The following is a 14,592-nucleotide window of genomic DNA, read 5'->3' on the forward strand; positions in this document are numbered from 1 at the left end:
TCCCAGCTTGATTGTTACTCGTCAACCCCTCGCGGCGAAAGGAAAGAACCGGAAGGCCCTCCGCTGGGCGCCTTTCGTTGCCGAAGCGCCGCGAAATTCCAAGGAGAAGCACCATGTCCGTCATCCCGTTCGATCAGCGTGAAGGCTACATCTGGTTCGATGGCCAGCTCGTGCCTTGGGCGGACGCGAAGCTTCACGTACTGTCGCACGGCCTGCATTATGCGTCCTGCGTCTTCGAGGGCGAGCGGGCCTATGGCGGCCAGATCTTCAAGTCGACCGAGCACTCCGAGCGCTTCCGCCGCTCGGCCGAGCTGCTCGACTTCGCCATCCCCTATTCGGTCGAAGAGCTCGACGCCGCCAAGGCGCTGACCGTGGCCAAGAACGGCTTCCGGAACTGCTACGTGCGCCCGGTGGCGTGGCGCGGCAGCGAGATGATGGCCGTCGCGGCGCAGAACTCGACCATCCACGTGGCTATCGCCGTGTGGGATTGGCCGTCCATGTTCGATGTCGAGCAGAAGATGAAGGGCATCCGCCTGGACATCGCCGAGTACCGCCGCCCGGATCCCAAGACGGCGCCCTCGCATTCCAAGGCGGCCGGCCTGTACATGATCTGCACGATCTCCAAGCACAAGGCCGAGAAGAAGGGCTACGCCGACGCCCTGATGCTCGATTGGCAGGGCCGCGTGGCCGAGTGCACCGGCGCCAACGTGTTCTTCGCCAAGGGCGGCGCGCTGCACACCCCCATCGCCGACTGCTTCCTGGACGGCATCACTCGCCGCACGGTGATCGACCTCGCCAAGCGCCGCGGCATCGAGGTGATCGAGCGACGCATCATGCCGGAGGAGCTGGCGAGCTTCGACGAGTGCTTCATCTGCGGCACTGGCGCCGAGGTGACCCCGGTTTCGGAGATCGGACCCCATCGCTTCACGCCGGCGGCTGTGTCCCGCGCCATGCTGGAAGACTACACCGCCGAGGTGCAGCCCAAGGCCAAGGCGGCCTGAGGCCGCCGCCTTCCATCCGGTACAAGCATAGGGCCGTCGCGGCGTAACCGCGGCGGCCCTTCTTGCGTTGTCGGGCGCGGCCAATGCGAAGCCAGCGTCCGGCCGCGGGAGGCGGCGCGTGCTGGTCTATGGCGATGTGGTGAGGCGGGTCGAGCCCGCGGCCGAATGGGCGGCCGTCGGCCGAAGCTGGGCGCGGGCGCTGCGGTCGCAGCCTGGCCTCGCCCGCCACTCCGCCCTCGTGCAGGCTTTCATCGCCGCCGCCGAGCTCGCCCAGGGCGTCGCCGACGCCGAGGCCGAGGCGAGCGGCTTCGACCAGCCGGGGCCGGCGACGGCCGTCATCATGGACCGCCTCCGGGCCATGGCAGACCAGGTGCTGGCGTCATGGAGGAGCGGATTCGGCCTGCTCAGCGCGGCTGAAGAGGCCTGGCCTGCCCTGCCATCCGAGTCCGTGCCACCGGAGATCGCCTGCAAGAGGGGCGAGGGCTACGCCTACTACGCGCTCTACCCCGAGGCCTATGGCATTGCGGCGGAGCCGCTGTCCGGCGAAATCGAACCCCGCGTCATTGGTTTGCGCAGCATCGGGACAGGGCTCGCCGCCATGGCGGCTGCCGGCGCTGGCGCACCCACACCCCTGACGCTCCGACCCCAAGGCCATCCATTCGGCCGCGTCGTGGCCCCCGGCCCTGCCTGTCGCGAGCGGTTGCCGGTCGACGCCGACGCGACATACGCCATCGTGGATGAGGGGCCTGGCCTGTCCGGCAGCTCCTTCGCCGGCGCCGCGCGGTGGCTGGAGGAGCAGGGCGTTCCGCGCGCGCGCATCCGCATTCTGCCGAGCCACCCGGGCGAGCCCGGCCCTCAGGCCCCGGAGGAGCGCCGCGCCTGGTGGCGCGAGGCGCCCAAACATCTCGTCACGTTCGAAGATCTGGCCCTGCGCGCGCCACGCGAGGAGCACCGCCTCTGCCGTTGGGTCGAGGACGTGGTCGGCCCGCTCGAAACGCCCATGGAGGACATCTCCGGAGGCCGTTGGAGGGAGGCGCTTCCGCCCGGCGAGTGGCCAGCCGTCAACGCCTGGCAGGAACGGCTGAAATACCGCTTCCGCGCGCGCGGTCAGACCTGGATGGCGAAATTCAGCGGACTCGACGCCCTCGGCGCCGCCGCCCTGCCCCGCGCCAGGGCGCTCTCCGAAGCCGGGTTCTCGCCGGAGCCTGCGGGCTGGGCGCATGGCTTCCTGGTGGAGCGCTGGCATGGCGGTGCGCGCCCCCTGTCTCTCGACGAGACCAGGAATCGCGCATTCCAGGACCGTGTCGCCGCCTATCTCGGCTTCCGCGCCGCCTCGTTTCCAGCGGAACGTCCCGGCGCGTCCCTGCACGAGCTCGCCCGCATGCTGGAGGCCAACGCCGTCGAGGCTTTTGGGCCAGAGGCGCGCAGCGCCGTGGAGTCATACCGCCGTGGCGCCATGGAGTCGTCGCACCGCGGCGCCCTCGCGCTGGAGCGCCACGTGCGTCCGGTCGTCACCGACAACCGCCTGCACGCGCACGAGTGGATCATGCCGCAAGCCGGCGTCGCGCTGAAGACCGACGCCCTCGACCACGCCTTCGCGCACGATCTGGTCGGCTGCCAGGACATCGCCTGGGACGTGGCTGGAGCTGTCGTGGAGTTCGATCTCGACCCGGACGCGGCCGAGCGCCTCCGCCGCGCCGTGGAGCGACACTCCGGCCGGGAGGTCTCCCCGGACCTCGTCCGCTACCTCTTGCCCTGCTACGGCGCCTTCCAGCTCGGCTGGTGGTCCATGGCGGCAGACTCTCACGGGGGCTGGCCCGAGGAGCAGCAGCGGCTAGGGCCGCGAGTGGAGCGCTATCGAACGGCGCTTGGCCGATTGTTGCAGCTTTGAGCCAGCCTCGTCCTTGCAAGGAGCGCAGCGACGGAGCAATCCAGCGCAAGGCGCCCAACCCTGCTGGAACGCTTCGCTGCGCTCGCGACGACGCGCAAACCTGGCCCCGGGCGGCCCGGCGGAGCTCTAGGTCCCCGGCCGCCGCTGCCAGAAGGCCACGCCCACGAACTCCATGACGCGCTGTCCGTGCTGGTTGATCCCGGTGTTGAGGTGGTGAACCAATCCCCACCCCGGACGCGAGCCGGACGGACGCGCTTCCAGCAGCGTCGAGTCGAAGCTGATCGTGTCGCCCACATAGACCGGCTTCAGCCATTTCAGGTCGCGGAAACCCGGCGATGGGCCGAATCCGGGGATCGGCAGCCCCGCTGCGCGCAGCGCTTCCTGGGTCTTCTTCATCGTCGCGATGCGCAACCGCATCCAGATCCCGACCGTGTGCCAACCGGACGCGCACAGCGCCCCGAAGTGGCTGGCCTTGGCGGCCTCCTCGTCCATGTGGAAGGGCTGGGGATCGTAGGCCGCCGCGAAGGTCTTGATCTCCTCGGCCGTGAACGTGTGCGAGCCCAGCGCCTCGCGTTCGCCGACGACCAGGTCATCCAGCCAAATGGGGGTCACGCTCGCGCTCATGCGGCCTCCGGGCGGCGCACGCCGAAGATGATGCTGTTGTTCTGTTCCAGCACCACCTGGCCGGCCTGGTTCAGCACCTCGAAGCGGAAACGCACATAGCCCCGGTCGCCGCGGCTGGACGCGCGCTTGTCGAGCACGGTCTGGCGCACGCTGAGCACGTCCCCTGGCCGCACGGGCCGCTTCCACTTCGCCTCGTCGATGCCGCCCGCGCCCATGCCGGACGAATCCGCCAGGACGTGGTCATAGAGCATGCGCATGAGCATGGAGCACGTGTGCCAGCCCGATGCGCCGAGCCCGCCCAGGATCGTCCCGGCCGCGGCTGCCTCGTCGAGGTGCATGGGCTGCGGGTCGAACTGGCTGGCGAAGGCGATGATCTCCTCCCGCGTGACCGGGTAGGACCCGTAGGTCGTCACCGCTCCGGGCTCGAAATCCTCGAAAGTGAGGCGGGGCATGGCTCCTCCGTGGCGGGGCTCTGTCGGCCGCTTGCGTTCGCCAGAGAAGGTGCAGGACCACGACGGCGGGCACAAGCCGCAAGCGCGCATACGGGACGCGCGCAAATTCTCCCTCGCGGAGCGGAGACATGTCGTCAAGGTCGACCGAGGTGGCCATTGCGGCGGCCACCCCCGTACTGCCCTCCCCCGCTCCGCGGGAGAGGGCTCCGCCCCCTGGCTCAGTTCGCGAACCGGAAATGCAGCACGTCGCCGTCAGCGACCACGTACTCCTTGCCTTCCAGGCGGAACTTGCCCGCCTCGCGCGCGCCCGCCTCGCCCTTGCAGGCGACGTAGTCGGGATACGCGATGGTCTCGGCCCGGATGAAGCCCTTTTCGAAGTCGGTGTGGATCACGCCCGCGGCTGCGGGGGCCTTGGTGCCCTTGGTGATCGTCCAGGCGCGTGCTTCCTTGGGGCCCACCGTGAAGTAGGTCAGGAGGTGCAGCAGATCGTATCCCGCGCGGATGACCCGGTTCAGGCCCGGCTCGTCGAGGCCGACAGCCTCCAGGTATTCCTTCTGCTCATCCGGCGCAAGCACGGCGATTTCGCTCTCGATCTTGGCGGAGACCACGACCGCGACCGCGCCCTCCTCCTTGGCGCGGGCGAAGACCTGCGCCGAGAACCCGTTGCCGTCATGCGCGGCGGCTTCCTCGACGTTGCACACGTAGAGCACGGGCTTGGCGGTCAGCAGGTTGAGCATCTGGAAAGCCCGCTCCTCCTCGGGGCGGCGCTCCACCAGGCGGGCCGGCTTGCCGTCCTGCAGCAGCTTCAGGCAGCGCTGCACGAGGTCGAGCTGTTCCTTGCTCTCCTTGTCGCCCGAGCGGGCCTTCTTTTCGAGCGCGGTGACGCGCTTCTCGAGGCTCTCGAGGTCGGCCAGCATCAGCTCGGTCTCGATGGTCTCGATATCCGCGATCGGGTCGACCTTCCCCTCGACGTGGGTGACGTCGCCATCCTCGAAGCAGCGCACCACATGCGCGATGGCGTCAACCTCTCGGATGTTGGCCAGGAACTGGTTGCCCAGGCCCTCGCCCTTCGACGCTCCGCGCACGATGCCGGCGATGTCCACGAAGGTGATGCGGGTGGGGATGATCTGGGCCGAACCGGCGATGGCGGCCAGGGTGTCGAGCCGCGGGTCCGGCACCGCCACGTCGCCCACGTTCGGCTCGATGGTGCAGAACGGATAGTTGGCCGCCTGCGCCGCCGCCGTCTGCGTCAGCGCGTTGAAGAGGGTCGACTTGCCGACGTTCGGCAGGCCGACGATGCCGCATTTGAAGCCCATGGCTGGTCCGGTTCGTTGAGGTCTGGAATGTTGAGCCGCGTTGTGGTGGGGAACCGCCCGAAATGCAAGCCGGGGCGGCTCAATCCCGGTCCTTGATCCCCTTCACGTCGCCCCAGCCGCGGCCGTCCATCGCGAGGTGGACCTTGTTCTGGAAGCTGGCGTCCTCGCCCGTGGCCAGCAGGTCGGCCGCGTCCGCGCAGGCGTCGCACAGGTCCTCGACCCAGGGCCTCTCGCTCTTGGCGAAGTCGTTGAGCACATAGGCGTGCACCAGGTTCTTGTCGCCCGGGTGCCCGATGCCCATCCGCACCCGGCGATAGTCGTTGCCGCACAGCGCCGTGATGGAGCGCAGGCCGTTGTGGCCCGCGTTGCCGCCCCCGAGCTTCACGCGCAGCTTGGCGGGCGCGAGGTCGAGCTCGTCGTGGAACACGATCACGTCCCCGAGCGCGATCTTGAAGAACCGCATCGCCTCGCCCATGGCGCGGCCGGACTCGTTCATGTAGGTCTCCGGCTTGAGCAGCACGACGCGCTCGCCGCCGATCGTCGCCTCCGTCGCCTCGCCCTGAAAGCGCCGCCGCCACGGCCCGGCCCGATGTCGGCGCGCGATCGCGTCCACGGCCATGAAGCCGATGTTGTGCCGGTTCCCGGCATAGCGTGCGCCCGGATTGCCGAGGCCGACGAAGAGCAGCATGGGAGACCCTCAAACGGAAACGGCCGGGCGCAAGGCCCGGCCGTGGATTGGACGGCCCGGAGCCGTCGCGATTACTTCTTCGCGGCCGGAGCGGCGGCGGCGGCCGGGGCGGCCTCGGCCGTCGCGGCGGTGGCCAGCTCTTCCTTGAGGCCCGACGGAGCCACGACGGTCGCGACCGTGAAGTCGCGGTCCGCGATCACCGGGCGGGAGCCCTCGGGGAGCTTGATCGCCGAGATGTGCAGCGAATCGTTGATCTGGTAGCCGGTGAGGTCGGCCTCGAGCGCCTCCGGGATGGCGTCGGCGGGCACGAACATCTCGACCGTGTGACGGACGATGTTCAGCGTGCCGCCACGCTTCAGGCCCGGCGAGGCCTCGTGGTTGATGAAGTGGACCGGCACCTCGACGCGGATCTGTTGGCCCTGGCGCAGGCGCAGGAAGTCGACGTGCATCACGCGGTCGGTGACGGGGTCGAGCTGGTAGTCGCGCGGGATGACGCGGGTGGCCTGGCCGTCGACGGTGACGTCGAACTGCGTGGTCAGGAAGTGGCCGGCGAAGATCAGCTGGGTCGCGATCTTCTGGTCCAGCGAAATGGAGACGGGCGCCTCGCCGCCGCCGTAGATCACGGCGGGAATCTGGCCCTGGCGACGAACCGCGCGGGCGGCCCCCTTGCCGCTCTGCTCGCGCTTTGCAGCGGTGAGCTGCTTCACGGTGGTGGACATGTCATGTTCCTTTATGACGAAGGGCCACCCTGCGGCGGCCCATGCGGACGCGTCCGTGCCTCCAGGGGTGTCTGGCGGACGCGAGCGCGCGTATAGCCGAAAAGCGGGTGGGCGGCAAGGCTGGGCCGCCCTCCGGGCCGGCTCAATCGAACAGGCTCGACACGCTCTCTTCCATCGCGGTGCGCTGGATGGCCTCGCCGAGAAGGCTCGCCACCGAGATCACTCGGATGTTGCGCGCCACCTTCACGGCCTCGGTCGGCTGGATGGAGTCGGTCAGCACGAGTTGCTTCAGCTTGGAGGCCGCGATGCGGGCCACCGCGCCGCCGGAGAGGACGCCGTGCGTGATGTAGGCGTAGACCTCCTTGGCGCCGTGCGCGAGCAGCGCGTCGGCGGCGTTGCAGAGGGTGCCGCCCGAGTCGACGATGTCGTCCACCAAGATGCAGGTGCGGCCGGTGACGTCGCCTATGATGTTCATCACCTCGCTCTCGCCGGCGCGCTCGCGGCGCTTGTCGACGATGGCCAGCGGCGCGTCGATGCGCTTGGCCAGCGCGCGGGCGCGCACGACGCCGCCGACGTCCGGCGACACCACCATGGTGTTCTTGAGGTCCATCCGCTCCTTGACGTCGCGCACCATCACGGGCGCGGCGAAGAGGTTGTCGGTGGGGATGTCGAAGAACCCCTGGATCTGCCCGGCGTGCAGGTCGATCGTGAGCACGCGGTCGGCGCCCGCCTCGGTGATCAGGTTGGCCACGAGCTTGGCGGAGATCGGCGTGCGCGGGCCTGCCTTGCGGTCCTGCCGGGCGTAGCCGAAATAGGGCAACACCGCCGTGATGCGCCTCGCCGACGCGCGGCGCAGCGCGTCGATGATGATCAGCAGTTCCATCAGGTGGTCGTTCGCCGGAAACGACGTCGACTGGATCACATAGACGTCCTGGCCGCGGACGTTCTCCTGGATCTCGACGAAGACCTCCATGTCGGCGAAGCGCCGGACCTGGGCCTTGGCGAGCGGCACTTCCAGATAGGCGCCGATGGCTTCCGCGAGGGCGCGGTTGGAATTGCCCGCCACGAGTTTGATGGCAGATTTCATTCCGGCAGGCTCCGTTGTGGTCCGCTGAGGCGCTGGCGCGCAGCCAGGCTCAACCGGGGCCTGGCCGCTCTGGGCGGGCTCTTAGCAGCCCGGGGCCTCCCAAACAATATGACGCGCGTGCGACGGCGCGCGAAACGGTGGATGGCGGCGCTTTGACGCGAGCGGGATCTTACTGGGCGGCGTAGCCGAGGGCCTTGCTGGGTTCCGCGGCGCCGGAGGCGCTGTCGGTCTCGGCCGACCCTGGCGCGGTGGCGCCCGACAGGAAGGCTGCGACCTGGTTCATGCTCTGCGATGTCGCCTTTGCGATCTGCGTCTCGCCGATCCTGGACCAGGGATCCTCTCCCTGGCCCTTCGCCACCGTGGTCGTCGTGACGCGCTGCGCGCGCTTGTTGGACGAGTCGAAAACGTCCCAGACGACGGCGAGCGCCGTGTCGCCGGTCTCCGTCGGATAGGCGGTGAGATAGCCCTTGAGGCGATAGCGGGGCTGGGCCCCGTTATCCACCAGCTCGATCTTGCGCGCAGTAGCCTGGGTGGTGACCTCGGCGGACATCCTGGTCTTCACGGCGTCGGGCGCGCCCTCGATGGTGTCGAGCGCGACCGGCACGCCGGGCGCCTCGAACTTGGCCGAGGGAGCTTCCAGCCCTTGGCAGGCGGCCAGTCCCAACCCCAAGGCGACCAGCGTCGCCCACCCGTATGCAGCCTGACTGCGCGCCATGACCCCTCCCGGCCCGCTTCGAAGCAGGCTCGTTAGGAATCGTTTAACCCTATCGCAGCTGCAGGTCCAGATCGGCGCAGTTCAAGCCTTCAGCCCCTTGCTGCCCCACCAGGTAGGTGCGTCCGAGGCACATGGCCGTTTCGCTCTCCGAGTCCATCAGGATCATGTGCGCGAACAGCACCATGCCCGGCTCCAGGACCCAGTCGTTGTTCGCGTAGAACATGGGCCAGTCCATCCAGGAGGGCGTGAACTTCGCCCCCAGCGAATAACCGCAGGCGTTGAGCCGGTGGGATGCGAGCCCATGCGAATCGAAAACGCCGCAATGGGCCTGGAACACGTCACCCGCGGTGGCGCCGGGCTTCATCGCCGCTTCGCAGGCGAGCAGCGCCTCCTTGGCGGCGGCGTGGTAGCGCAAATGAAGCGGCCGCGGCTCGCCGACCACCACCGTGCGCATGATGGCGGCATGGTAGTGCCGGTACGCTCCTGCAAACTCCAGCGTGATCTGGTCGTTGGCGTCCAGTGCGCGTCGCCCCGCCTTGTAGCGGCACAGGAGCGCGTCCCGGCCCGAGCCGATGATGAACTCGTTGCCCGGATAATCTCCTCCCCCAGCGAAGATGGCGCTGTGCTGGGCGGCGAGGATCTCGCCCTCGTCCGCTCCCGCGCGAACCGCCGCCAGGGCGGCGCGGTCCGCCGCGTCGGAGAGTTCGGCGGCCCTGCGCACATAGGCGATCTCGGCCGGGGATTTCATCGAGCGCAGCCGGACCATGATGTCGGAGGCGTCCACAAGCTCCGCCACGCCCGCGAAGGCGGCTTCCAGCTTTTTGCCATTGGCGTGCGTGAGGCCATAGCTGTCGAACTCGACCCCAAGGCGCTTGCCGGCGCCCAGGTCGCGCAGCATCGCCACGGTCTCGCCCACCGGGTTGGCTGCCCGGCCGTCGCGCCAGATCCGGATGTCCTGGAGGGTCGACGTATGCTGCGCCTGGCGGAGGTCGGCCGAGCGCGTCAGCAGCGCCATGCGGCCATCCGCGCCGACGTAGAGGCACTGGTAGAAGCAGAAGCCGAACGTATCGTAGCCGGTGAGCCAGTACATGCTCTCCTGCGCAAACAGGAGCGCGCCATCGAGCTTGCGCTCGGCCAGGGCGGCGAGGAACCGGCGCTTGCGCGCCCCGAATTCGTCAGCGGTGAAATGGAGGGCCATGGGCGTCCTGCTCGGCACGGGAAGGCGCGCATGCTGCCCCTGCCCGGCCAACTCGTAAAGCGGCCCCAGCGCAGCCCTCTCCCGCGCAGCGGGGGAGAATTGGCTCCGGCGCCCTGAACGAAAAAGGGCTCCGCGAACGGAGCCCTTTCGATTTTCGGGAAGACGGCGCGTCAGTGCGTGACGGCGTGGCCCTCGACCCTCGACCAGATCTTCTTCTTGGTGAAGTAGAGCAGGCCGGCGAAGAGCAGCAGGAACACGAGGATCCGGAAACCCAGTTCCTTGCGCGCCTCGAGGTGCGGCTCGGCGGCCCACATCAGGAAGGCGGCGACGTCCTTGCCATACTGGGCGATCGTCTCGGGGGCCTGGGCCTTGCCGTCGGCGCCCTTCGGATACTCGACCTGGCCGTCGCTGATCGGCGGCGGCATGGAGATGATGTGGCCCGGGAAGTACTCGTTGTAGTACTTGCCGGCCGGCACCTCGACGCCGTGCTCAGGCTCCTTGTAGCCCGTGAGAAGGGCCGAGATATAATCGACGCCCTGCTCCTGGAACTGCGTGAACATGTCGAACACGAACCATGGGAAGCCGCGCTCGTAGGTGCGCGCCTTGGCGATCACCGAGAAGTCCGGCGGGATCGCGCCGCCGTTGGCGGCGGCCGCGGCCTGCGGGTTCGGGAAGGGCGGCGGGAACGCGTCGGCCGGCCGGCCGGGGCGCTGGAACATGTCGCCGGAGTCGTTCGGGCCGTCGGTGACCTTGTACTCGGCCGCGAGCGCCTTGACCTGGGCCTCCGAGAACATCGGGCCGCCCTCCTCCGCCAGGTTGCGGAACTTGAGCAGGCGGATCGAATGGCAGTTGGAGCAGACCTCGCGGTAGACCTTGAAGCCGCGCTGCAACTGGGTCGGGTCGTACTTCCCGAACGGACCCGAGAAGGACCAGTTGTTGTGCGGCGGGACCACCGTGCCTTCGGCCGCCTGGGCGGCGCCCGAGACGCTGACCCCGAGGAGGGCCAGCGCGCCGGCCGCGAAGCGGAGCATCGTGTTCGTCTTCATCGTCATGATCCTCGAAGTCCGCTTAGCCCTTGGTGTTCGGGGACTGGGCCGCGCCGGCCGCCACGGCGGCGGCGGAGCCACCCTTCCCGAGCACAGCCTCGGCGATCGAGCCAGGCAGACGCCGGGGCGTCTCGAACAGGCCGAGCAGCGGGAGCACGATGAGGAAGTGCGCGAAGTAGTAGGCGGTCAGGATCCGCGACGCGAGCACGTAGCCACCCTCCGGCGGCTTGGCGCCGAGCCAGCCGAGGCCGACGGCCGCGATCACGAACAGCCAGAAGAACTGGCGGTACAGCGGGCGGTAGGTGGCCGACTTCACGCGCGAGGTGTCCAGCCAGGGCAGGAACGCCAGCACCGCGATGGAGCCGAACATCGCCAGCACGCCGAGCAGCTTGTCCGGGATGGCGCGCAGGATGGCGTAGAAGGGCAGGAAGTACCACTCGGGCACGATGTGCGCCGGGGTCACCGCCGGGTTCGCCTCGATGTAGTTGTCCGCGTGGCCGAGGAAGTTCGGGATGTAGCTGACGAACCAGATGTACATCATCACGAAGACGACGAGCGCGAGCGCGTCCTTCACGGTGAAGTAGGGGTGGAAGGGAAGCGTGTCCTTCTCGGTCTTCTTCTCGATGCCGGCCGGGTTGTTGGAGCCCGGGACATGCAGCGCCCAGATATGCAGGACGACGACGCCCGCGATCATGAAGGGCAGCAGGTAGTGCAGCGAGAAGAAGCGATTCAGTGTCGGGTTGTCGACCGAGTAGCCGCCCCACAGGTAAGTCACGATCGTCTCGCCCACGACCGGGAAGGCCGAGAACAGGTTGGTGATGACGGTCGCGCCCCAGAAGGACATCTGGCCCCACGGCAGCACGTAGCCCATGAACGCCGTGGCCATCATCAGCAGGAAGATGATGACGCCGAGGATCCAGAGGATCTCGCGGGGCGCCTTGTAGGACCCGTAGTACATGCCGCGGAAGATGTGCACGTAGACGGCGATGAAGAACATCGACGCGCCGTTGGCGTGCAGGTAGCGGATCAGCCACCCGTAGTTCACGTCGCGCATGATGTGCTCGACGCTGTCGAAGGCGAGCTTCGCATTCGGCGTGTAGTGCATCGCCAGCACCACGCCGGTGACGATCTGCGCCACCAGCATGAAGGAGAGGATGCCGCCGAAGGTCCACCAGTAGTTCAGGTTCCGCGGGTTCGGGAACACGATGAACGAGGAGTGGAGAAGGCCCATGATGGGAAGGCGGCTTTCAAACCACTTCCCAACCGCGCTCTTCGGAACATAGGTGGAGGGTGCGCTCATGGCATGATCCTGAAACGGCGCGATCCGGCCTTAGCCGATCTGAATCTTGGTGTCGGAGACGAACTGGTACGGAGGCACCGGAAGGTTCGTCGGGGCCGGCCCCTGGCGGATGCGGCCGGAGGTGTCGAACACCGAGCCGTGGCAGGGGCACTGCCAGCCGTGGAACGCGCCTTCGTGGCCGAGCGGCACGCAGCCCAGGTGGGTGCAGTTGCCGTACACGATCAGCCACTGCGCCTTGCCGGGCTTCACGCGGGCCGAGTCGGCCTGCGGATCGCGGAGCGAGGCCACGTCCACGTTCTCGGCCTCCTTGATCTCCTCCGCCGTGCGGTGGCGGACGAAGATCAGCTTGCCGCGCCAGAACAGCTTGACGATCTGCCCCTCGGCGACCGGGGTCAGGTCGAACTCGACGGGCGCGCCGGCCGCGATCGTCGCGGCGTCAGGACCCATCTGGGAGATGAACGGCCACAGCGTGGCTGCGACGCCGACCGCGCCTGCAGCGCCGGTGGCGATGAAGAGAAAGTCCCGCCGGGTCGGTTCCGACGCGGTCGCTGTGGAAGTCGAAGCCACGTGTGCATCCCCTCAATCTGGACCCAATTCGAAGCGAAAAGGGCTGGATTGATTGATCGTTGAAGCTGGTCCCGGGCGGTATGCGCGCAAAGGCAGGGGCTCGCAATGCGACCGGGAGTCGCCGCGCGGCGCGCTGTTTCGCACGGAGCTTAAGCCTTGTCTATAGTGCGGAATGCTGATTGGGATGCGCTGCGGGCCGTTTTCCCGCCCCTGTTTCCCTGACGCATCCGAGTCTTTCTTCGCGTGCCTCTCCGCCTCGCCCTCTACCAGCCCGACATTCCCCAGAACACGGGCACGATCCTGCGGCTCTGCGCCTGCATGGGCGTGCCGGCCGACATCATCGAGCCTGCCGGCTTCCCCGTGTCGGACCGCGCCTTCCGGCGCGCCGGCATGGACTATCTCGACCAGGTCGCCATCGAACGGCACGTCTCCTGGACGCAGTTCGACGCTTGGCGGCGCGGACGCGGCTGCCGCCTCGTGCTGGCGACCACCAAGGGGGCGACGCCCTATACGGATTTCGCCTTTGCGCCGGGCGACGCGATCCTGCTCGGTCGCGAGTCGGCCGGCGTCCCCGACGCGGTTCACGAGGCCGCCGACGCCCGGGTCGTCATCCCCATGCGGCCGGACCTGCGGTCGTTGAACATCGCCGTTTCGGCCGCCATGATCCTCGGCGAAGCGTTGCGCCAGACGGGCGGCTTTCCGCCCAAGGCGCCAGAAGGACCGAACTGATGCTGCCCTCCCCCGACGAACTGGACCGCCGCAAGGCAGAGGCCAGCGCCTGGTTCCGCGGCCTGCGGGATCGCATCTGCGCCGCCTTCGAGGCCCTGGAGGACGAGGCGGCGGGCCCCTTCTTCCCCGGCGCCGACAAGCCCGGGCGCTTCGAGCGCAAGCCCTGGAGCCGCACCGATCACACGGGCGCGCCGGGTGGCGGCGGCGAGATGAGCATGCTGCGCGGCCGCGTCTTCGAGAAAGCCGGCGTGCACATCTCCACCGTCTTCGGCGAGTTCGCCCCCGAGTTCCGCTCCCAGATCCCGGGCGCCTCGGATGACCCGCGCTTCTGGGCTTCCGGGATCTCGCTCATCGCCCACCCGTGGAACCCCAACGTCCCCACGGTGCACATGAACACCCGCTTCGTGGTGACCACGAAGGCCTGGTTCGGCGGCGGCGCTGACCTCACCCCCGTGCTCGACCGCCGGCGCACGCAGGAAGACCCGGACGCCGTCGCCTTCCACGCGGCCATGCGCGGGGCCTGCGAGCCGCACCCTGTCGCCGACTACGCCCGCTACAAGACCTGGTGCGACGAATACTTCTTGCTGAAGCACCGCAATGAGCCGCGCGGCATTGGGGGCATCTTCTACGACTACCTCGACAGCGGCGACTGGGAGGCCGATTTCGCCTTCACGCGCGATGTAGGCGAGGCCTTCCGGGCCGTGTACCCGGCGGTCGCGCGCAGCAACCTAGCGAAGCCTTGGACGGAGGCCGACCGCGAGGAGCAGCAGGTCCGCCGCGGACGCTATGTGGAGTTCAACCTGCTCTACGACCGCGGCACCATCTTCGGCCTCCGCACCGGAGGCAATGTCGAGAGCATCCTCTCCAGCATGCCACCGACGGTGCGCTGGCCGTAGCGCTCCAGCACTGGACGGGAAGCGCAAGCCTCGCCATCATGGGTTGGGTCAGATCGGGGCGGGCCTTATGCAAATCCTCCTCGTTATTCTCGGCGGAGTGGCGCTGCTGGGGCTGTGCCTCGTGGCGGGAGGCCTCTTCGGCCCGGGCGGCAGCTTCGGCATGCGGCGAGCTTCCCTTATCTTCGTGCCGCTGTGGCTCATCGCGGCTCTGCTCTACTGGTGGATCAGCGCCACGTGGGGCGGGCGCACGGCGGCGGACGAGTTTCCGTTTGTGCTGATCATTTTCGCCGCTCCGGCCCTGGCCGCCTTGGGCGTGTGGTGGAGAATGGGCCGCAAACCCGCATAGGGTTCCCGTCCCGACCG

General features: G+C 68.4%; 16 protein-coding genes. 5 read left to right on the forward strand and 11 right to left on the reverse strand.

The genetic code is table 11. The features are described 5' to 3' along the window. Window positions 1-113: 113 nt before the first annotated feature. Window positions 114-1,001, forward strand: a complete 888-nt coding sequence (locus SLNSH_RS00130; RefSeq protein ID WP_106334620.1) for a branched-chain amino acid aminotransferase — start codon at window positions 114-116, stop codon at window positions 999-1,001. Between the two features lie 118 nt (window positions 1,002-1,119). Then, a complete protein-coding gene (locus tag SLNSH_RS00135; RefSeq protein WP_106334621.1) occupies window positions 1,120-2,892 on the forward strand; it encodes a hypothetical protein in 1,773 nt (590 codons plus the stop codon). Window positions 2,893-3,018: 126 nt separating this feature from the next. On the opposite strand, the gene SLNSH_RS00140 is transcribed toward SLNSH_RS00135, so the two are convergent. The 11 genes from SLNSH_RS00140 to petA form a co-directional block, all read right to left on the reverse strand. Further along, window positions 3,019-3,516 (reverse strand): MaoC family dehydratase, encoded by a 498-nt coding sequence (locus SLNSH_RS00140; protein ID WP_106334622.1) that lies wholly within the window; start codon window positions 3,514-3,516, stop codon window positions 3,019-3,021. Continuing rightward, window positions 3,513-3,968: a MaoC family dehydratase gene (locus SLNSH_RS00145; RefSeq protein WP_106334623.1), complete on the reverse strand. Its 456-nt coding sequence runs from the start codon at window positions 3,966-3,968 to the stop codon at window positions 3,513-3,515. Before SLNSH_RS00145 ends, SLNSH_RS00140 begins: the two co-directional genes overlap by 4 nt. A 218-nt stretch (window positions 3,969-4,186) precedes the next feature. After that, window positions 4,187-5,284 (reverse strand): redox-regulated ATPase YchF, encoded by a 1,098-nt coding sequence (gene ychF, locus SLNSH_RS00150; protein WP_106334624.1) that lies wholly within the window; start codon window positions 5,282-5,284, stop codon window positions 4,187-4,189. 79 nt (window positions 5,285-5,363) lie between these two features. Then, window positions 5,364-5,972 carry an aminoacyl-tRNA hydrolase gene (pth, locus tag SLNSH_RS00155; RefSeq protein ID WP_106334625.1) on the reverse strand — a complete coding sequence of 203 codons (609 nt, stop codon included), beginning with the start codon at window positions 5,970-5,972 and terminating at the stop codon, window positions 5,364-5,366. Between the two features lie 71 nt (window positions 5,973-6,043). Beyond that, window positions 6,044-6,691, reverse strand: a complete 648-nt coding sequence (locus SLNSH_RS00160; protein WP_106334626.1) for a 50S ribosomal protein L25/general stress protein Ctc — start codon at window positions 6,689-6,691, stop codon at window positions 6,044-6,046. Between the two features lie 142 nt (window positions 6,692-6,833). Further along, a complete protein-coding gene (locus SLNSH_RS00165; protein ID WP_106334627.1) occupies window positions 6,834-7,778 on the reverse strand; it encodes a ribose-phosphate pyrophosphokinase in 945 nt (314 codons plus the stop codon). 169 nt (window positions 7,779-7,947) lie between these two features. Continuing rightward, the gene (locus tag SLNSH_RS24775) at window positions 7,948-8,493 is read right to left on the reverse strand and encodes a hypothetical protein (RefSeq protein WP_158266630.1); all 546 of its coding nucleotides are present in this window, start codon (window positions 8,491-8,493) and stop codon (window positions 7,948-7,950) included. Between the two features lie 49 nt (window positions 8,494-8,542). Beyond that, window positions 8,543-9,691: a M24 family metallopeptidase gene (locus SLNSH_RS00175; protein ID WP_106334628.1), complete on the reverse strand. Its 1,149-nt coding sequence runs from the start codon at window positions 9,689-9,691 to the stop codon at window positions 8,543-8,545. A gap of 170 nt (window positions 9,692-9,861) precedes the next feature. After that, a complete protein-coding gene (locus SLNSH_RS00180; RefSeq protein WP_106334629.1) occupies window positions 9,862-10,737 on the reverse strand; it encodes a cytochrome c1 in 876 nt (291 codons plus the stop codon). 22 nt (window positions 10,738-10,759) lie between these two features. After that, window positions 10,760-12,037 carry a cytochrome b gene (locus SLNSH_RS00185; protein ID WP_106334630.1) on the reverse strand — a complete coding sequence of 426 codons (1,278 nt, stop codon included), beginning with the start codon at window positions 12,035-12,037 and terminating at the stop codon, window positions 10,760-10,762. 30 nt (window positions 12,038-12,067) lie between these two features. Beyond that, a complete protein-coding gene (gene petA / locus SLNSH_RS00190) occupies window positions 12,068-12,604 on the reverse strand; it encodes a ubiquinol-cytochrome c reductase iron-sulfur subunit (protein ID WP_106334631.1) in 537 nt (178 codons plus the stop codon). Window positions 12,605-12,847: 243 nt separating this feature from the next. On the opposite strand from petA, the gene SLNSH_RS00195 reads away from it, so the two are divergent. The 3 genes from SLNSH_RS00195 to SLNSH_RS00205 all read left to right on the forward strand — a co-directional run bounded on the left by SLNSH_RS00195 (window position 12,848) and on the right by SLNSH_RS00205 (window position 14,575). Next, on the forward strand, window positions 12,848-13,333 hold the full coding sequence (locus SLNSH_RS00195) for a tRNA (cytidine(34)-2'-O)-methyltransferase (protein WP_106334632.1): 486 nt from the start codon (window positions 12,848-12,850) through the stop codon (window positions 13,331-13,333). Next, window positions 13,333-14,229 (forward strand): oxygen-dependent coproporphyrinogen oxidase, encoded by an 897-nt coding sequence (gene hemF / locus SLNSH_RS00200; protein ID WP_106334633.1) that lies wholly within the window; start codon window positions 13,333-13,335, stop codon window positions 14,227-14,229. Before SLNSH_RS00195 ends, hemF begins: the two co-directional genes overlap by 1 nt. Window positions 14,230-14,296: 67 nt before the next feature. Further along, window positions 14,297-14,575 (forward strand): hypothetical protein, encoded by a 279-nt coding sequence (locus tag SLNSH_RS00205; RefSeq protein WP_146140138.1) that lies wholly within the window; start codon window positions 14,297-14,299, stop codon window positions 14,573-14,575. Window positions 14,576-14,592: the final 17 nt, after the last annotated feature.

It is taken from the genome of Alsobacter soli, from assembly GCF_003004785.1.
GTDB lineage: Bacteria > Pseudomonadota > Alphaproteobacteria > Rhizobiales > Beijerinckiaceae > Alsobacter > Alsobacter soli.